This window comes from Streptomyces sp. SKN60 (assembly GCF_026236535.1).
Lineage (GTDB): Bacteria > Actinomycetota > Actinomycetes > Streptomycetales > Streptomycetaceae > Streptomyces.
Genome location: NZ_JAHTMW010000004.1, coordinates 96,757 through 114,712 on the forward strand (window position 1 = coordinate 96,757; position 17,956 = coordinate 114,712).

General features: G+C 75.7%; 14 protein-coding genes and 1 riboswitch. Of the genes, 5 read left to right on the plus strand and 9 right to left on the minus strand.

Features of this window, described 5'->3' with window-relative positions; translation table 11 throughout:
• Positions 1–26: 26 nt before the first annotated feature.
• From KV205_RS08275 to KV205_RS08295, 5 genes are all read right to left on the minus strand, one after another.
• Positions 27–704 carry an ATP/GTP-binding protein gene (locus KV205_RS08275; protein WP_265863430.1) on the minus strand — a complete coding sequence of 226 codons (678 nt, stop codon included), beginning with the start codon at positions 702–704 and terminating at the stop codon, positions 27–29.
• A complete protein-coding gene (locus KV205_RS08280; protein ID WP_265863431.1) occupies positions 685–1,101 on the minus strand; it encodes a DUF742 domain-containing protein in 417 nt (138 codons plus the stop codon). Before KV205_RS08280 ends, KV205_RS08275 begins: the two co-directional genes overlap by 20 nt.
• A gap of 85 nt (positions 1,102–1,186) precedes the next feature.
• Entirely contained in the window at positions 1,187–1,621 is a 435-nt protein-coding gene (locus KV205_RS08285) for a roadblock/LC7 domain-containing protein (protein WP_265863432.1), read from the minus strand.
• Complete coding sequence (locus KV205_RS08290) at positions 1,618–4,563, minus strand: nitrate- and nitrite sensing domain-containing protein (RefSeq protein ID WP_265863433.1); 2,946 nt, start codon at positions 4,561–4,563, stop codon at positions 1,618–1,620. The genes KV205_RS08285 and KV205_RS08290 overlap by 4 nt, the downstream gene beginning before the upstream one ends.
• A 168-nt stretch (positions 4,564–4,731) precedes the next feature.
• On the minus strand, positions 4,732–5,643 hold the full coding sequence (locus KV205_RS08295) for an MHYT domain-containing protein (RefSeq protein ID WP_265863434.1): 912 nt from the start codon (positions 5,641–5,643) through the stop codon (positions 4,732–4,734).
• Positions 5,644–5,848: 205 nt separating this feature from the next.
• Here KV205_RS08295 and KV205_RS08300 point away from each other — a divergent pair, with 205 nt between their 5' ends.
• Together KV205_RS08300 and KV205_RS08305 are read left to right on the plus strand one after the other, a co-directional pair.
• Positions 5,849–6,451, plus strand: coding sequence for a class I SAM-dependent methyltransferase (locus KV205_RS08300; protein ID WP_265863435.1), 603 nt, complete (start codon positions 5,849–5,851; stop codon positions 6,449–6,451).
• A gap of 453 nt (positions 6,452–6,904) precedes the next feature.
• Complete coding sequence (locus KV205_RS08305; protein WP_265863688.1) at positions 6,905–7,783, plus strand: hypothetical protein; 879 nt, start codon at positions 6,905–6,907, stop codon at positions 7,781–7,783.
• 39 nt (positions 7,784–7,822) lie between these two features.
• On the opposite strand, the gene KV205_RS08310 is transcribed toward KV205_RS08305, so the two are convergent.
• On the minus strand, positions 7,823–8,368 hold the full coding sequence (locus KV205_RS08310; protein ID WP_265863436.1) for an MOSC domain-containing protein: 546 nt from the start codon (positions 8,366–8,368) through the stop codon (positions 7,823–7,825).
• Positions 8,369–8,413: 45 nt separating this feature from the next.
• Positions 8,414–9,529 (minus strand): acyl-CoA desaturase, encoded by a 1,116-nt coding sequence (locus KV205_RS08315; RefSeq protein WP_265863437.1) that lies wholly within the window; start codon positions 9,527–9,529, stop codon positions 8,414–8,416.
• Positions 9,530–9,793: 264 nt separating this feature from the next.
• Here KV205_RS08315 and KV205_RS08320 point away from each other — a divergent pair, with 264 nt between their 5' ends.
• Positions 9,794–12,886, plus strand: coding sequence for a DEAD/DEAH box helicase (locus tag KV205_RS08320; protein WP_265863438.1), 3,093 nt, complete (start codon positions 9,794–9,796; stop codon positions 12,884–12,886).
• A complete protein-coding gene (locus tag KV205_RS08325; protein WP_374214642.1) occupies positions 12,883–14,268 on the plus strand; it encodes an SWF or SNF family helicase in 1,386 nt (461 codons plus the stop codon). The genes KV205_RS08320 and KV205_RS08325 overlap by 4 nt, the downstream gene beginning before the upstream one ends.
• A 156-nt stretch (positions 14,269–14,424) precedes the next feature.
• On the opposite strand, the gene KV205_RS08330 is transcribed toward KV205_RS08325, so the two are convergent.
• Both KV205_RS08330 and KV205_RS08335 read right to left on the minus strand, forming a co-directional pair.
• Positions 14,425–15,216 (minus strand): hypothetical protein, encoded by a 792-nt coding sequence (locus KV205_RS08330; RefSeq protein WP_265863439.1) that lies wholly within the window; start codon positions 15,214–15,216, stop codon positions 14,425–14,427.
• A 159-nt stretch (positions 15,217–15,375) separates the two neighbouring features.
• On the minus strand, positions 15,376–16,239 hold the full coding sequence (locus KV205_RS08335) for a bifunctional 5,10-methylenetetrahydrofolate dehydrogenase/5,10-methenyltetrahydrofolate cyclohydrolase (protein ID WP_265863440.1): 864 nt from the start codon (positions 16,237–16,239) through the stop codon (positions 15,376–15,378).
• 28 nt (positions 16,240–16,267) lie between these two features.
• A riboswitch (ZMP/ZTP riboswitch) is annotated at positions 16,268–16,374 on the minus strand.
• Positions 16,375–16,655: 281 nt separating this feature from the next.
• Between KV205_RS08335 and KV205_RS08340 the strand changes: the two genes are divergently transcribed.
• On the plus strand, positions 16,656–17,951 hold the full coding sequence (locus tag KV205_RS08340) for a GAF domain-containing protein (RefSeq protein ID WP_265863441.1): 1,296 nt from the start codon (positions 16,656–16,658) through the stop codon (positions 17,949–17,951).
• Positions 17,952–17,956 lie beyond the last annotated feature (5 nt).

A 17,956-nucleotide genomic window follows, 5' to 3' on the forward strand; every position in this document is an offset into this window, starting at 1 on the left:
AGGCCACCGGGCCCCGCCCAACCCGCCTAGCCCACCGGGCGGGACGAGCCCGTCGCGTCCGTCGCGTCCGCCGCATCCGCCGCATCCGCCCTGCCCACCGAGTCGAGCAGCCGGGCGGTGTGCATGCGGCCCGCGTACTCCACGAGGCGGATCAGCACCTCCTTGCCCGAGTCCCGGTCACGGGCGTCGCACAGCACCACCGGGGTGCCCCGGTCCAGGTCCAGGGCGCGTGAGACGTCGTGCGCGCCGTACGTACGCGCCCCCGCGAAGCAGTTGACGGCGACGACGAAGGGAACGCCGCGGTGCTCGAAGTAGTCCACGGCGGGGAAGCAGTCCTCCAGGCGGCGGGTGTCGGCGAGGACGACGGCGCCGAGCGCGCCCTGCGACAGGTCGTCCCAGAGGAACCAGAAGCGGTCCTGGCCGGGTGTCCCGAAGAGATAGAGCGAGAGCCCGGCGCGGATGGTGATGCGGCCGAAGTCCATGGCCACGGTCGTGGTGCTCTTCTGGTCGACCCCTCCCGTGTCGTCCACGCCCTCCCCCACCCGGCTGAGGCGTTCCTCGGTGCGCAGCGGGCGGATCTCGCTGACCGCGCCGACGAGGGTGGTCTTGCCGACGCCGAAGCCGCCGGCGACCAGGATCTTCAGGGCGAGGGCGGTGGTGTCCGGGCCGCCCGCCCGGGTGCTCTCAAAGCGCTCGTAGGCCATCGATGACTTCCCTCAGGATCCGTTCGTCGGGCAGCTGTGCGGGCGGGACGGGTCTGCTGACCTTCACGAAGCCCGCTTCGAGGAGGTCGCCCAGGAGGACCCGGACCACCCCTACGGGGAGGTCGGCGTCGGCGGCGAGTTCGGCCACGGACTGGGTCTCGGCCCGGCACTGGGCGAGCAGGGCGCGGTGTTCGGGGCCGAGCAGGGCCTCTTCGGCCCCGTCCGGCGGGTCGTCGTCGACGACGACCAGGGCGATGAGGTCGAACCGTACGTTGCTCGGTCCGGGCTTGGTCCGGCCGCCGGTCATGGCGTACGGCCGGACCAGCGGTCCGGCGTCGGCGTCGTACCACTGACTGCCCGGCAGGGGCGGTCCGCCGCCGGCGCTGTCCTTGTTCATGGGGTCTCCGTGGTCCGGGGGTCCGGCGCGCCATGGGGCACGCGCGCGTTGGGCACGGGCGCGCGGTGTGCGGGGCCCGGGGCGGTCAGCCCGCGGCCGGCGGAGTGACCGTGAGCCGGGGCGGGGTGTAGAGGTGCTCGCCGACGCGTTTGACCAGGCGGGCCATCTCGTAGGCGATGAGGCCGATGTCGGCGTGGATCCCGCTGAGGACGGCGAGGCAGGAGCCGTCCCCGGCGGCGGCGACGAAGAGGAAGCCGTCGTCCATCTCGACCATGGTCTGGCGCACGCCGCCGGTGTGGAACTGCCGTCCGGCGCCCTTGGCGAGGCTGTGGAAGCCGGACGCGATGGCGGCCAGGTGCTCGGCGTCCTCGCGGCTGAGTCCGCTGGAGGCGCCGACGGCGAGGCCGTCGCTGGAGAGGACCACGGTGTGGCGGACCTCGCGGACACGGGTGACCAGGTCGTCCAGGAGCCAGTCCAGTTCGCCGGAGCGGTGGTGGGAAATCCTCTCGTGGTCGATCATTCGTCGTCTCCTTCGCTGCCGGGTTCGCTGGATGCGGGGCGCTCGCCTGGGGCGTGGCCCCGGCTGTGGACCTGGCCCTGGCCCTGCCCCTGGGCGGGATCGGTTTCCGGGCCGGGACTCGGTCCGTGGCCTGCGCTGGTGCCGTGGCCTGCGCCGGTGCCGTGGCCTGCGCTGGTGCCGTCGCCTGTGCTCATGGCGTGGCCAGGGCCGAGCGGGCGTCGGACCGGGGGTACGGCGGCGCCGGGGGCGGGGCCGCCGCCCCTGCGCCAGCCGTCGCGGTACGCGGACATGCGGTCGCGGACCTGTTCCGGTGTCCGCTCGTCGGCGCCGCTGCCCGCACCGGCGGCGCCACCGGCACCGCCCGGAGCGGTCCCGGGACCGGCGGGCGCCGCGGGCGGTGCCTCACGAAGCTGCGGTACGAGGCTGGCCTGCCGTACGCGCCGGGGCAGGTCGGCGCCCGGGTCCTCGCCCGGCCCTCCGGACGCGGACACAGTGCCCGTGGTGGGGGGCCCGGCCGGGAGCTGGGGGCGCGGCGGTACGGACGGGGACGGCGTACGGGACGGGGCCGGGGCGAGGTTCCGGCCGCGGTGGTGCAGGGCGGTGACGGCGGCCGGGGGCCGCTCCGGCTCGGCGCTCGCGGCGGGCGCCTGCGGCGCGCGGGGCCCCGGCACGGACGGCGCCGCCGCCGGCGCGAAGGCCGGAGCCGGGACCGTGGGCGGCGCGGGAGTGGTGAACTCCTCCTCCGGCGCCGTGTTCTGGAGCAGGTCGGTGGGGAGCAGGACGACGGCGGTGGTGCCGCCGTACGGAGAGGTGCGGAGGTGGACCTTGACGGCGTGCCGGGAGGCGAGGCGGCTGACCACGAACAGGCCGAGCCGGTCGCTGTCGAAGAGGTCGAGCGCCTCGGACCGATCGATCCGGGCGTTGGCCTCGGCGAGGGATTCCCGGCCCATGCCGAGGCCGCGGTCCTCGATCTCCAGGGCATAGCCGTTGCCGACGGGTTCGCCGCTGATCCGCACCTTGGTGTGGGGCGGGGAGAACTGGGCGGCGTTCTCGATGAGTTCGGCGAGCAGGTGGGTGAGGTCGGCGACGGCGCCGCCGACGACGGCGGTCTCGGGGAGTCTGCGCATCTCCACGCGCGCGTAGTCCTCGATTTCGGAGACGGCGGCGCGTACGACGTTGGTGAGGGGTACGGGCAGGCGCCAGGCGCGGCCGGGGGCGGCGCCGGAGAGGATGATCAGGCTCTCGGCGTGGCGGCGCATGCGGGTGGTGAGGTGGTCGAGCTTGAAGAGGTCGCCGAGTTCGTTCGGGTCGTCGGCCCGCCGTTCCATGCTGTCGAGCAGGTTGAGCTGGCGATGCACCAGGACCTGGCTGCGCCGGGCGAGGTTGACGAAGACCCCGGAGATGCCGCTGGCGAGTTCGGCGCGTTCGACGGCGGCGGAGAGGGCCGCGCGGTGGACGGTGGTGAGGGCCTCGCCGACCTGGCCGATCTCGTCCTGCGGGGCGGGCCCTGGCGGGGCCTCGGCCCGGACGTCGATCTCCTCTCCGGCCCGCAGCCGGCGCATGGCGGCGGGAAGTTTGCGGCGGGCGATCTCCAGAGCGCCGTTGCGGAGGCTGATGAGCTCCACGACGAGGCCGCGGCCGATGCGTACGGAGATGACGAGGGAGGCGGCGACGGCGGCGAGGCCGAGGAGTACGGCGGCACCGCCGGCGCTGAACGCGCCGCCGGCGAGCGGATCGTGGCGGGCGGCCGCGTCCGTGTGCGCGGCCCGCTCGATGCCGGCGGTGCCCTCGCGGACGAAGGCGTGGACCGTGTCCCACTCCCCCGAGGTGACGGCCTGGGCGGCGCGCCGCCCGGGTACGGCGGCGCGGACCCGGTCCTCGGCGGCCAGGAGCCGGCGGTAGTCCGGCTGGGCGGTGAGGTTGCGCCAGGCGGCGCGCTGGGCCGGGGGCAGGTCGGCGGTGGCGGACTCGGTCAGGGCGCGGCGGGCCTCGACGGCGCCGCCGAAGGCGCGCAGCCGGTCGGCGTCCAGCGACCCGGTGAGGTGAGCGGCGCCGAGGAGGGTGTCCTCCCGGGCCAGCTGTTCGCCGGCGCGGGCGAGTTCGAGCAGGACCCGGGCCTCGGCGCCGGCGTCGGTGCCGTCGGCCACGGCGAGGGCTCCGCCGATGCCGAGGCCGGTGGTGATGGCCGCCGTGTACGCGTCGTAGAGGCGGCCGGCGTCGGCGCGGCCCTCGGCGGCCTCGGTGCGGAGTGCGCTGAGCGCCTCGGCCTGGCCGACGAAGGAGGCGACGCGGGTCGCGACGTCGCCGGGGAGGCTGCCGCTGTCGCCGACGGTGTGCCGCTCGTCGAGGCGGAGGCGGGCGACGGCGGCGGCGCTGGCCCGGGCGCGGTTGTCGAGTTCGGCGGCACGGGTGGCGCCGGGGGCGGCCGCCTGACGTACGGCGGCGCGTCGCTCGTCCTGGAGGGCGGTGACCGCGACGGTGACCGGCCCTCGGACCTCGGTGTCCACGGACTGGAGGTGACGGAGGCGGGCGATGTCCTGCGCGGTGGAGACGGTGGCGAAGCCCCACAGGGCGAGCAGCGAGACGACCGGCACCATGAGCAGCGACACGATCTTCGCGCGGACGGTACGGGGACGGATACCTCGGCCCCTGCGGCGCGGCGCGGTCGGGGCGGGGGCCGGGGCGGAGGCCGGTGTCGGGGTCGGTGCGACTGCCCCGGTGGCCCCCGTGGGGGGAGCGGGTGCGGGTACGGGCAGGGGGGCGGTCGCTGCGACCGCCTGGCCGGCGGGGCCGGGGGCGGCCGGGCCTGCGGAGGCGGGGGCCGCGGGTCCGCCGGGGGCCGTCTCGTCGGCGGGCGGCCCGGCGTGCGCGCGGCGCCCGCGGGCCGCCGTGGGCGGCTGGGCGGGGGCCCCGGGGGCCGGGGTCCTGCGGGGAGTTCGCATGGCCTCCTCGTTCCTTCGTTCACGGCCCCGGTGGGGCGGCGGGACCGCTGGTGCTGGGGATCGGGCGGGCTGGCAGGGATGACTGGGTTGTGGGACGGGCCGTGGGGACGGGCGGCCCGTCGGGTGCGGCAGCGGGAGCGGAGTGCCGGACGCCGTGGGGAGGCGGTGTCAGTGCGCCCTGGCATCGTGGGGATCGGTCGGGCTGTGCACAGGCCCCGACGGATGGGCGTAGGCCGGGCTGGGGGCGGTCGGGCGGGGCGACGGGGTGTCCGGATCCGGGCGGAAGCCCGGGGGTGCGACGTCCACGGCGCGTTCGTCGGGTTCGGTCAGGCGCTCGGCGGAGGCGTAGGCGGCGTGTTCGCCCGCCGTCGGGGAGAGGGCGACGAAGGCGGAGGTGATGAAGAGGTAGGAGCCGAGGCCCACGGCGAGCGGGAAGATGAACTGCATGACGGAAGCGCCGGGAAGGGGTGCGGCGGAGGGGGTGACGGTGACGTCGACGGCGAACATACCGGTGTAGTGCATGCTGCTGACGGCGGCGCCCATGACGAGGGAGGCGAGGGCCACGGCCGCCGGGGCGTGGATGTTGAGGGCGGCCCAGAGGGCGGCGGTGGCGGCGACCACGGCGATGACGACGGAGAGGGCGACGAGCAGCGGGTCGTAGCGCACCTGGCCGTGCAGATTGAGGGCGGCCATGCCCATGTAGTGCATGCTCGCGACGCCGACGCCCGTGGTCAGTCCGCCGATCAGGAGCGATCGGATCCGGTCGCGGCCGTACCCGACGGCGAAGACCCCGACGCCCGTGACGCCCATGGCGATGAGCAGGCTGAGCAGGGTGAGGGGGACGTCGTAGCGGATGTCGGTTCCGGTGACGCCGAAGCCGAGCATCGCGACGAAGTGCATCGTCCAGATGCCGGTGCCGATCGCGGAGGCGGCGGTGAGCAGCCAGTTGCGGCGCGAGCGGCCGGTCGTGTCGAGGGCGCGTACGGTGCAGCGCAGTCCGAGGGCGGCGCCGGTGCAGGCCATCGCGTACGACAGCACAGGTGTCAGCCAGCCGTAGGTGGCGTGGTCCAGGTGTCCCATGGCTCCGGGACGCTAGTGCGCATCCGGGGGCGCACCGGGGGCGCATTTCGAAAGCTGATGGAATATGACACAGAGATGTTCCCGAACGATCGCCGCGACCTCGAACATGCGCGCAGTTCGTTCACTCGCCCGGGCGATATCGGAGGCGCTCCATACGAGGAACTCACCCCTGTGGGTGACCCACACCTGAGGGATCATGGATCGCATGAGCGATGACCCCACACAGGTACGCGAGTTCTTCGGCGCGCGCGCCGCTCGCTGGGACACGAGGTTCCCCGACGACGGTCCGGCCTACGCCGCCGCCGTGGCGGAGCTCGGACTGCGGCCCGGCGACGCCGTGCTCGACGCCGGCTGCGGCACCGGCCGCGCGCTGCCGCCCCTGCGCGAGGCGGTCGGGCCCGGCGGCACGGTCCTGGGCGCGGACCTGACTCCCGAGATGCTCGCGGAGGCGGCGAAGGCGGGCCGGGACGCGGCGGGCACGCTGCTGCTCGCGGACGTCTCCCGGCTGCCGCTGCGCGACGGCGGGCTCGACGCCGTGTTCGGCGCGGGGCTGATCTCCCACCTGGCCGACCCCGAGCGGGACCTGCGCGAACTGGCCCGGGTGGTCCGGCCCGGCGGGCGGCTCGCGCTGTTCCACCCGATCGGGCGCGCGGCCCTCGCCGCCCGGCACGGCCGGCAGATCACCGACGACGACCTGCGGGCAGAGCCCAACCTGCGCCCGCTGCTTGCCCGTTCGGGCTGGGAGCTGGTCTCGTACACGGACGAGGACGAGCGCTATCTGGCGCTCGCCGTGCGCCGTACGGGGTGATCGTTCCGGCGAATCGCGAAACCGCGAACCCGTGCGCACGCTCGCGCCATGACGGCGGGGCTCCTGTCGGCGGTCCGGTGGGGCGGGCGACGCGTCGGAAACGGGGGCGGTCCGCCGCGGGCGGTGACTGGGCGGGCGGCACGGACGGGGTGGTACGGGGGCCGTGACCGCGGCGCACTCCGTGGCGGCCCCGCCGCGCGGCGCGCCACCGACCGGGCGTCCGGATCCCGCGCCGGGCGGCCGGAGGCCGAGGCCGCCCCGCCGGCCGGGGAGGCCACGAAGCACGGCTTCGGCACGGAGTCCCGGCGCCACCGGGTCGCCCGGGGCGCCCGGGCCGGCCCCGGCCGGGCACGGCACCCGAGGCTCCCGGGCTCTCGACGGGCGGGTTACTCACTGGTTAGGGTGCGCCGACGACCAGATGGGGAGGCTGACGTGGCCGAAACGGAATCCGCCGTGACCGGTGCGGAGGACGTCGTCGCGAACGGGGACGCCGAGAGCGACGAGGACGCGCTGTACGTGCTGACGGCGGCGCTGCTCACGCCCGCGCAGTTCCCCAGCGTGCTCGGCGACGACTATCCGGCGGCCTGTGCGGCGCTGCGCCTCGAACCGTACGCGGAGGGCTACGGCCTGGTGCTCGGGCAGGACGGCACCGGCGCGCGGTGGACGGTGGTCGTCGACGACGTGTCGCTGGTCGCGGTCGCCATCGCCTCCTGGGACTGCGGCATGGAGTACGACCTCTCCCCCGACGACCGCTCGGTGGTGTCCGCGCTGCCCGGCTGGCCGCTCGCGGTCGCGACGTCCGCGTCCGGACTGCCCGAACCCCACGACCCCGCCCCGGAGGCCGGCGCCCCTGAGCCGCTCGCCCCGCCCGCCGGCGACCGGTGGGGGCCGGCCCAGCGGCGCCTCGGCGCCGACATGGTGGCCCTGCAGTGGGCCGAGTGGCGCGCCAAGATCGGCGACGTGAGCCCCGAGAGCTCCGGCAGCCCCGGGAACACCGCTGAGGCCGCCGCCGGCGAGGATCAGGTCGACCCGGCCGCCGACCCGGAGGGCGGCGACGCCGACCCGTACACCCGCGTGCGGCGCGTCCTCGCGGAACTCGGCGAGTACGTCGAGCAGGCGCCCCCGGTCGGCCGGGTGCGGTCCAGCTTCGCCGGCGGCGAAGCCCGGATGCTGCGGGCCGACGGCCCCGGCTGGTCGCTGGTGGCACGCACCGACGACATGGCCTTCGTGCTCCTCGACGACGAGCCGCACCAGGTGCTCCCGGTGACACCCGGCCCCAGGCTGCCGGATCTGCTGCGGTCCCTCGACGCGATGGCGGTACGCCCGAGCTGACGGCGCCGCGGGGCGGCGCGCTCCGGGGGTTGCGCCCGCTCAGACCCGGTCGAGCGGGACGTGCGGCTCCGGCGGCAGTTCCACCCGGATGGTGTCGCCCGGACGCACCTCCCCGCCGGTCAGGACGACCGACATGATGCCCGCCTTGCGCACGAGCCGGCCCTCCTCGTCGCGGCCGACGACCTGCTTGAGCAGTCCGTGCCGGAAGTCGTCGATCTGGGCGCAGGGGTTGCGCAGGCCGGTGACCTCGACGACGGCCTCGGGGCCGAGGTGGAGCCGGGTGCCGGTGGGCAGGCCGAGCAGGTCGATGCCGCGGGTGGTGACGTTCTCGCCGAGGTCGCCGGGGGTGACCTCGAAGCCGGCCTCCGCCACCTCGTCGAAGAGCTCCGCGTGGATCAGGTGGACCTGGCGCAGGTTGGGCGCGGTCGGGTCCTTGGCCACCCGCGAGCGGTGCTTGACGGTGACCCCGGAGTGCACGTCACCCTCCACGCCCAGGCCGGCGAGGAGCGTGATGCCCTCCCGGTTGGGCTTGGTGAACGAGTAGACGCCATTGCTGCTGACCGTCGTGACGGTGCCTTGGCTCATCGGACAGAGCTCCCCTTCTCTGTTGTCGTGTCGCGCCCTCCGACCCTACGCGGCGTCCGCCTCGCGCAGGGGGGCGCCCACCTCGTGCAGGTGGCCGAGGGCCTGGCGGTAGGAGTCGACGAAGCCGGTCTCGGTGTAGGGGATGCCGAGTTCACGGCAGTGGGCGCGGACGGCGGGCTGGGCGAGACGCAGGTGCGGGCGCGGCATGCTGGGGAAGAGGTGGTGCTCGATCTGGTAGTTGAGCCCGCCGAGGAACCAGTCGGTGAGACGGCTGCCGCGGATGTTGCGGGAGGTGAGGACCTGTCGGCGCAGATGACCCCAGGAGTCGCCGTCGGGGTGGGCGTCGGGCATCTCCATGCCCTTGTGGTTGGGGGCGAAGGCCATGCCGAGGTGCACGCCGAGCAGCATCTGGTGGAGGAGCGCGAAGACGAGGGCCTGGAGCGGGCTGAGCAGGGTCAGCAGCAGGGCGGCGTAGCCGGCGAGGTGGGCGAGGAGGAGGGCGCCCTCCAGGAGGCGTTCGCGCCGGGTGCGGTACGGCCCGTCCGAAGAGAGCAGGGCCTGGACGCCGTACACCTTGAGCGCGATGCCCTCCAGGGTGGTCAGTGGGAAGAAGAGCCAGGCCTGGTGGCGGGTGAGCCAGCGGCGCAGGCCGGTGCGGTCGGTGGTCTGGTGGGCGGCGAAGACGAGGATGTCGGCGGCGACGTCCGGGTCCTTGTCGAGGTGGTTGGGGTGGGCGTGGTGGCGGTTGTGCTTGTCGTTCCACCATTCGCGGCTCATGCCGAGGAGCAGGTTGGCGTGCACGAGCTGGACGGCGCGGCCGAGCCGGCGGTTGCCGGTGACCTGGGCGTGCCCGGCGTCGTGGCCGATGAAGGCGGCGCGGGCGGAGAGCAGGGCGAGCGGCAGTGCGAGGAGCAGTGCCCACCAGGAGGGGCCGAGGAGGACGAGGCCGGCGACGACGGCGCCGATGCCGAGGAGGTTGACCGCCATGTCGCGGGCGTACCAGCCGGGCCGGCGGTCGAGCAGCCCCTGTTCCTTGATGGTGCGCAGGAGCGGCGCGAACTCGCTGCCGCCGCCGCGGCGCGGGCGGTGGGAGGCGCGTGCGGAGGGCGGCGGGGTGGGCGCGGCGAGCGGTGCGGCGAGGGTCGCGGCGGCCTGGGACATGGCGGTCTCCGGAGTCCGTTGAAGTCCGTTGGGAGGCCGTCGCGTAGGCCGCGCCGGCTACCGAAAACGTACGGATCGGCGATCGTCCGCGACCATGGCGTCACCACCCGGACCTGCTCGGGGGCGGTCCCGGGGGCGGGGGTGGGGTCTTCCCCACCCGAGCACATGGGTGTGTCGCGGATCACTCGCTAGAGTCGCACGCGGAGGCCTTTCCGCTAGGTATCATCGGCGGCTCGGCATCAGTAGTCAAATTTGAGGAATGCGTTGTCGCAGTCTCCGTCACAGTCACTGTCGTCCTCGATCCCGCACACCCCCACGGGTGAACTCGCCCGCTGCTCCACCCTGTTCCTGCCCGCCGCGCCGCCCCGCGCCGGCCGGATCGCCTTCTGGTCCCCCGATGGGCCACCCGACGGCCCGGCCGTCGGCCCTGGCGAGCCCGCCGAACCGACCGTCCTCGACATCGTCGACCTCGTCGACGGCGAGGTGCGGCCGCTGACCGTGCCCGCGCTCGTCCTCCCCGTACGGGAGGCGCTGTCGATCCTCGTCCGGGCGCGATCCGCCGCGGACGCCTCGCCGTCGGCGGCGTTCTGGGGCGCGGCCGCGCTGTTCTCGCTCGACCTGGTGGCCCGGGGCCTGCTCCTGCCCGGCCTCACCGCCGGTGACCTGGACGCCTGGCGGGTCGGCCCGCTGGGTGCCGAGGAGGTGGCCGCGCTGCGCGACCTCGCCGCTTCGATGCCGCCGTCGGCCCAGGCTGTACCGCTCCCCGCGGAAGACGCCGAGGACATCGACGACTCCGAGGACATCGACGACTCCGGGAACACCGACGGCTCCGGGAACACCGACGGCTCCGGCGCGGAGCTGATGCTCCCTCACCCCGAGGAGCTGCTGCGGGCGTTCGCCGACGCCGTCGCCGACGTACTGCCGCGCACCCCGGCCGCCCCGCTGCTGGCGGGCGGTCCCGGCTTCGCCGCCGAGGAGAGCCGGGCCGAGCCCGTACCGCTGCCGGAGCAGCGGGCGTGGGCGGCGGACGTGGCCGCCGGGCACGACGCGGGCGTACGGCTTTCGCTGCGCGTCGAGTTGGTGACGGCCGGGGCGCCGGCGGACGCCGCCGACGAGGTGCCGTCGTTCCGTGCCGTGCTGCAGATGCACGCGGTGGCCGATCCCGCGCTGGTCGCGGACGCGGCGGACGTGTGGGCGGGTACGGCCCCGGCGGGCCCGGGCGGTCACGGCGGCACCGCGTTCGGGCCGCGGGCCCGGATGGACGCGCTGCTCGCGCTGCGCCGGGCCGCCCGCGCCTGGCCCCCGCTCTCGCCGCTGCTCACGGCGGCGGTGCCGGACGCCGTCGACCTCGCCGACGAGGAGATCGCCGAACTCCTCGGCCCGGCCGCCCGCGCGCTCGCCGCAACCGGCGTACGGGTGCACTGGCCGCGCGAACTCGCCCACCGGCTCACCGCGCGCGCCGTCATCGGCCTGCCGGACGACACCGAAGGCACCGCGGGCCGAGGCGGGCGGGGCGGCGACGCGCTCCCCTCCTTCCTGTCCGCCGACAGCCTGCTCGCCTTCAACTGGCGTTACGCGATCGGCGACCGCGAGCTCACGCGTGCCGAGCTTGACCGGCTCGCCGAGGCCGGCCGGCCGCTGGTGCGACTGCGCGACCAGTGGGTGCTCGTCGACCCCGAGGAGCTGCGGCACGCGCGGGCGGGCCAGGACCACAAGCTGACCCCGGTCGACGCGCTCGGCGCCGTACTCACCGGCAGCACCGAGATCGACGGGCGACGCGTCGAGGTCCGGGCGGCGGGCGCCCTGGAGCGGCTGCGGGAACGGCTCGCCGACCCCGAGGGCGACGCGGGCGGCGCGGGCGACGAGCGGGAAATCGCCCAGCCCGCCGCGCTGGCCGCGACGCTGCGCGACTACCAGCTGCGCGGACTGCGCTGGCTGGACCGGATGACCTCGCTCGGGCTCGGCGGCTGTCTCGCCGACGACATGGGCCTGGGCAAGACCATCACCCTGATCGCACTCCATCTGCACCGCCAGACCGACCCGGCCACGGCGGGCCCCACCCTGGTGGTCTGCCCGACCTCGCTGATGGGCAACTGGCAGCGCGAGATCGAGAAGTTCGCGCCCGGCACGCCGGTGCGGCGCTTCCACGGCGCGACCCGGTCCCTGGACGGGCTCACGGGCGAGGGGCCCGCGGGCGAGAGGCCTGCGGGCGACGGGCTCCCCGACAGCGGCTTCGTCCTCACCACGTACGGCACGATGCGGCTCGACGCGGCCCGGCTCGCCGGACAGCCGTGGGGTCTGGTCGTCGCGGACGAGGCGCAGCACGTCAAGAACCCGTACTCGGCGACCGCGCGGGCCCTGCGCACCGTCGGTGCGAAGGCGCGGGTGGCGCTGTCCGGCACGCCGGTCGAGAACAACCTCTCCGAGCTGTGGGCGATCCTCGACTGGACGACGCCCGGGCTGCTGGGCGGGCTCGGACCGTTCCGCAGGCGGTACGCCTCCGCCGTGGAGGGCGGCGCGGACCCGGCCGCGGCGGCCCGGCTCGCCGCGCTGGTGCGCCCGTTCCTGCTGCGGCGGCGCAAGTCCGACCCGGGCATCGCGCCCGAGCTGCCCCCGAAGACGGAGACCGACCACGCCGTGGCGCTCACCACGGAGCAGGCGGGGCTCTACGAAGCGGTGGTGCGGGAGATTCTCGCCACGATCGCCGACGCCGACGGCATGGAGCGGCGCGGGCTCGTGGTGAAGCTGCTCACCGGGCTCAAGCAGATCTGCAACCACCCGGCGCAGTACCTGAAGGAGGAACACCCGCGCCTCGAAGGGCGCTCGGGCAAGCTGGAGCTGCTGGACGAGCTGCTCGACACGATCCTGGCGGAGCGGGCGAGCGTGCTCGTCTTCACGCAGTACGTGTCGATGGCGCGGCTCCTGGAGGCGCACCTGGCGGCGCGGGGCGTGCCGACCCAGTTCCTGCACGGCGGGACGCCGGTCGCCGAGCGGGAGGCGATGGTGGCCCGCTTCCAGGAGGGCGAGGTGCCGGTCTTCCTGCTGTCCCTGAAGGCGGCGGGCACCGGCCTCAACCTGACCCGGGCGGAGCATGTCGTGCACTACGACCGCTGGTGGAACCCGGCGGTGGAGGCGCAGGCGACCGACCGCGCGTACCGGATCGGGCAGACCCGGCCGGTGCAGGTGCACCGGCTGGTCGCCGAGGGCACGGTGGAGGACCGGATCGCGGCCATGCTGGAGCGCAAGCAGGCCCTCGCCGACGCCGTCCTCGGCGCGGGCGAGGCGGCGCTCACCGAACTGACCGACGGCGAACTGGCCGAGCTGGTGCGGCTGCGGGGCGAGGAGGACGCCCGATGAGCGCCCGGGACAGGGACCAGCACGAGAACGAGAACGAGCACGAGAACGAGCACGGGCACGAGTACGAGTACGGCGGCGGGAAGGGGCACATGAGCGGGGACGCGGGTCGGGGCGGCGAGGAACGGACCTTCGGGGCGTTGCCGCGGGCCGGGAGCGGGGCGTTCGCCCGTACCTGGTGGGGCCGGGCGTGGCTGCAGGCGCTTGAGGACACGGCGCTCGACAATCAGCAGCTGAAGCAGGGCCGGCGGCACGCGCGGGCCGGGGCGGTCGGCGCGGTGTCGGTGCGCCCCGGCCGGATCACGGCGGTGGTGCAGGACCGGGACGGCACCGCGTACCGCAGCGACGTGCTGTTGCAGGAGCTGTCCGAGTCGGAGTGGGACACGCTGATCGACCTGGCCGTCGGCAGCGCCGGGCACATCGCGGCACTGCTCGACCGCGAGATGCCGCCGCACCTGGTGGAGGACGCGGCGGCGGCCGGGCTCGACCTGCTGCCGGGCATCGGCGACCTGGAGCCGGAGTGCGGCTGCGAGGCCTGGGACCACTGCCCGCACACCGCGGCCCTGTGCTACCAGGTGGCGCGGCTGCTCGACGAGGATCCGTTCGTGCTGCTGCTCATGCGGGGTCGGGGCGAGCGGGCGGTGATCGAGGCGCTGCAGGAGCGGAGCGCGGCGCGGCTCGCGGATCCGGGCGGCGGGGACGGCGCGACGGACGGTGCGGGCCCGCGGGCGGCGGGCCGGTCGCGGGTGCCGGGTGTGCCGGCGGCGGAGGCCTTCGCCGTGGGCGGCATCCTGCCGCCGCTGCCCGCCCCGCCGGTGCCGGCGGCGGCGCCGGGCGAGCCGCCGTCCCTGGACACCGAGACCGAGCCGGCACCGGGTCTGGACCCGGCGGCCCTGGAGTTCCTGGCGGCGGACGCGGCGGCCCGCGCCCATCGGCTCCTCACGGGGGCCGCCACGTTCGACGAGCCGCCGCTGACGGCCGCTCAGGACGCGGTCCGGCTCGCCGCCGGCTCCCCCGTCTCCTGGCTCGCCACCCGCCTGGCGACCGGTTCGGGCCGCACCCGCGCCGAGCTCGACCTCGCGGTGCGGGCCTGGCGCACCGGCGGCCCGGCCGGCCTCGCGGTCCTGGCCGAGGACTGGACCCCGGACCCGGAGGCCCTGCGACGCGCCGAGACCCGGCTCACCGAGGCCTGGGACGACGACGAGCGCCCCGCCCTGCACGCGTCCGCCCCGGCCCGCTGGACCGTGGACGACGCGGGGCTGCAGCTCCGCCTGGGCGAGGACGGCCGCTGGTGGCCGTACCGCGAGGAGTCCGCCGGCTGGGCCCCGGCGGGCCCGCCGGACACGGACCCGGCGGCGGCGCTGGCGGGTGCGGCGAGCGACTAGGGGTATCTCCGGCGGATCAGGGGCGGAGAGGCCGCGGGCCCCGGTGCGGGTCCGGGGGCGGGGCTCTGGCCCGGGGGATCGTCCAGCGTTGGGGGGCGTGGATAGCAGCGCTATCCACGCCTTCGGTCCGGGGGCTCCCCGCTCACGCGCCCCGCGTCACCGCAGCGGCGCGGTGAGCTTGCGCTCGCTGCCCGACGGGACGGCGAGGGAGCAAGCCACGGTGGTCTCGCCGAGCAGGTAGCTGGTGAGGTACGGGTACTGGACGAAGGTGGTCCAGCGGGTGCCGAGCGGCTGGAGGGCGGCCTTGGCGCGCAGCGGGGCGCGGCACAGTTCGGCCGCCGCGTCCCGTACGGCGTCGTCGTCCGCGTACCGGCCGGTGAGGGTGATCCGGGCGACGAGTTCGGCGTCGTGCGCCGTGTGGCAGTCGCGGGGGACGACGGTTCCGGGGGCGTCGCGGTCGATGTCGAAGCAGTCGCCGACGCGCAGCACGTCGTACGGGCGGGGCTCGGGGCCTGCCGGGGCGCGGCGGGCCGCGGTGGTACGGGGGCGGGGGCCGGCGGTGCCGGTGGCGCGGGCGGTGGGGGCGGGCGTGCCGGTCGCGGTCGGGTGCCCGGGGCGGGCGTGGTCCGCGCCGGGCGTGGCGGTGGGCCGGGCGCCGCGGGTGGGCCGCGTCGAGGGCGTGCCGGTGCGCGCGGCGGGCCGTTGCCCGGACGCGCCGGAGGCCGTATCGGACGGCCGGACGGCCATGCCGGAGGTGTTGCTGGGGACGGCCGGCGCGGGGGTGGCCGCGGTGGCGCGCGCGTGGCCGTCGGCGGTTCCGCCGCGCGCGGTGACGGCGACGGAGAGCGCCAGGACCGCGGCGAGCGCCGCGACCGGCAGGACGACGACGCCCGGCCGTCTCGGTGGCCGGGCGTCGCGGGACGGGGTTTCCGTCGGCGGGTGGAGCATGGGATCCAGGGTCACCCGGCCGCGCCCATGTGGCGACCGATACCGGTGAGTTGGGCGGCGCTCGTACAGAACCGTGACAATTGCGCGGCGCGGACGGGATCCGCGCCGTGCCCCCGTGCTGCCTGCCGTCGCAGTCGCCGTCCCATGGGCGCGTCCGGCCTAGCGGGCGGCCAGGCCGAGCTGTCGCTCGGCGGCGTCGGCGGTCTGGGCGAGGAGAACGGCGATGGTCATGGGGCCGACGCCGCCGGGGACGGGGGTGATGAGGGAGGCGCGCTCGGCGGCGCTGTCGAAGTCGACGTCGCCGACGTTGCCCGGGTTGTAGCCGGCGTCGATGACGACGGCGCCGGGCTTGATGTCCTCGCCCTTGATGAAGTTGGGCTTGCCGACGGCGGCGACGAGGATGTCGGCCTCGCGGACGGCGGCGGAGAGGTCGGTGGTGCGGGAGTGGCAGTAGGTGACGGTGGCGTCGCGGCCGAGGAGCAGCAGTCCGGCGGGCTTGCCGAGGATGGCGCTGCGGCCGACGACCACGGCCCGCTTGCCGCTGAGCTCGACGTCGTACGCGTCGAGCAGCCGCATGATGCCGCCGGGGGTGCAGGAGACGAAGCCGGGCAGGCCGAAGCCCATGGCGGCGAAGGAGGCCATGGTGACGCCGTCGACGTCCTTCTCGGGGGCGATGGCCTCGAAGGCGGCGCGCTCGTCGATGTGCGGTCCGACCGGGTGCTGGAGCAGGATGCCGTGGACGTCGGGGTCCTCGGACAGCGCGGTGATCGCGGCGACGAGTTCCTCGGTGCTGGTCTCGGCGGGCAGCTCGACGTGCTTGGAGCGGATTCCGGCCTTCGCGCAGCGGTTCTGCTTCATCTTCACGTACGTGACGGAGGCGGGGTCGGCGCCGACGAGGACGGTGGCGAGGCAGGGGGTGGTGCCGGTGCGGCGGGTGATCTCGGCGGCGCGGGCGGCGGTCTCCTCGACCGTGCGGCGGGCGAGCGCGGTGCCGTCCATGAGGCGTGCGGTGCTGGTGGGCATGGGAGCTCCTGAGCGTCGTCGTTGACCGGTTGATCGCCCAGGCGCACGGCAGCGGCACGGAGGCACGGAATGCGCGCGTCCGCCGGGCCGCTCCCCGGTGGTGATCCACCTCAAGCGCCAGTCACGGCCCGCGCACCACTCTACGTGACGCCCAGGTGAGAGATACCGGCCCGGTATCGGTCAGGACCGGGTCGGGCATCGGCCGGCGCGCGTATCCGGTATCCGCCGGAGCGCGTGTCAGGTATCGGTCAGGGCGCGTGTCAGGTATCGGTCAGGGCGTGTGTCAGGTATCGGTCAGGGCGTGTGTCAGGTATCGGTCAGGGTGCATATGCGGTCCGGTCCGGACGCTTGTCGGCGGGGCGTGCGCGCATGACGATGACGTCCACGGTGCGGACGACCTCGACGGGGAGGCCGAGTTGATCGGGACGACATCGGCGGCGGGCACGGACGGCGCGGCGGTACGGCGGGCGCACGAGGCGTTCACGGCCGGCACCGCTCCCGGGGCGCCGCCGGACACCCCGTCCGTGCGGCCGCTGGTCGCGGATTCCTGGCGGCGTTCGGCACGCGCGCGCGTGAGCCCGGACGGCGCGGCACGCGTGGAGCTGGACGAGGAGGAGCTCGCCGGGCACCGGGACGGGCATCCGCTGGCGGCGGTGATGCCGGTGGTGCGGGAGCTGATGGGGGCGTACGCGCGGGACGGCGAGCATCTGCTCGCCGTGTGCGACGCGGCGGGCCGGATGCTGTGGGTCGAGGGGCATCCGCGGACGCTGCGGCTCGCGCAGGGGATGAACTTCGTCGCGGGGGCGCGCTGGTCGGAGTCGGCGGCGGGGACGAACGCCCCGGGGACGGCCATGGCGGTGGACCGGCCGGTGCAGGTGTGCGCGGCGGAGCACTTCCGGCGGCCGGTGCAGGCCTGGACGTGCGCCGCGGCGCCGGTGCACGATCCGCACAGCGGGCGGCTGCTCGGGGCGGTGGACATCACCGGCGGGGCGGGGCTCGCGCATCCGCACAGCCTGGCGTTCGTGCAGGCGGTGGCGCGGGCGGCGGAGTCGCAGCTCGCGCTGGTCTCCCCCGCTCCGGCGGCCGGTGGCCGGCCCCGGCTCACGGCTCTCGGCCGGGACGAGGCGCTGCTGCACGTCGCGGGGCGGCGGCTGCGGCTGAGCCGGCGGCACAGCGAGCTCCTGGTGATCCTGGCGCAGCGCCCGGAGGGGGTGTCCGGGGAGGAGCTGCTCACGCTCCTGTACGAGGACGAGTCGGTCACGCCGGTCACGCTGCGGGCGGAGCTGTCCCGGCTGCGGGGCCTGCTCGGCCCGGAGCTCCTCGCCTCGCGTCCGTACCGTCTGACGGCGGACGTCGACGCGGACTTCGCCGCGGTGGACCGCCGGCTGTCCTCCGGGGCGGTGGCGACGGCGCTCGGCGGGTACGCGGGGCCGCTGCTGCCGTCCTCTTGCGCGCCGGGTGTCGTACGGCTGCGGGAACGGCTCGCCGGGCGGCTGCGGGCGGCGCTCGTCGACCGGGGCGATCCGGGGCTGCTGGCGGACTGGGCGTACAGCACGTGGGGCGAGGACGACGTGACGGTGTGGCGGGCGCTCGCCTCGGCCGTACCGGCGGCCCAGGCGCCGGCGGTACGTGCCCGGCTGGCCGCTCTGGACGCGGAACTGTGCGCCGGTGCAACGGGGTTGCAACGTCGGGGCGCGCACCATCGGCCGTGAACGCC

Coding starts and splice junctions, on each gene's coding strand:
- KV205_RS08300 (WP_265863435.1), top strand. CDS start 5,849: ATGAGCGATGACCCCACACAGGTACGCGAGTTCTTCGGCGCGCGCGCC.
- KV205_RS08275 (WP_265863430.1), bottom strand. CDS start 704: ATGGCCTACGAGCGCTTTGAGAGCACCCGGGCGGGCGGCCCGGACACC.
- KV205_RS08285 (WP_265863432.1), bottom strand. CDS start 1,621: ATGATCGACCACGAGAGGATTTCCCACCACCGCTCCGGCGAACTGGAC.
- KV205_RS08290 (WP_265863433.1), bottom strand. CDS start 4,563: ATGCGAACTCCCCGCAGGACCCCGGCCCCCGGGGCCCCCGCCCAGCCG.
- KV205_RS08280 (WP_265863431.1), bottom strand. CDS start 1,101: ATGAACAAGGACAGCGCCGGCGGCGGACCGCCCCTGCCGGGCAGTCAG.
- KV205_RS08325 (WP_374214642.1), top strand. CDS start 12,883: ATGAGCGCCCGGGACAGGGACCAGCACGAGAACGAGAACGAGCACGAG.
- KV205_RS08315 (WP_265863437.1), bottom strand. CDS start 9,529: ATGTCCCAGGCCGCCGCGACCCTCGCCGCACCGCTCGCCGCGCCCACC.
- KV205_RS08335 (WP_265863440.1), bottom strand. CDS start 16,239: ATGCCCACCAGCACCGCACGCCTCATGGACGGCACCGCGCTCGCCCGC.
- KV205_RS08295 (WP_265863434.1), bottom strand. CDS start 5,643: ATGGGACACCTGGACCACGCCACCTACGGCTGGCTGACACCTGTGCTG.
- KV205_RS08310 (WP_265863436.1), bottom strand. CDS start 8,368: ATGAGCCAAGGCACCGTCACGACGGTCAGCAGCAATGGCGTCTACTCG.
- KV205_RS08330 (WP_265863439.1), bottom strand. CDS start 15,216: ATGCTCCACCCGCCGACGGAAACCCCGTCCCGCGACGCCCGGCCACCG.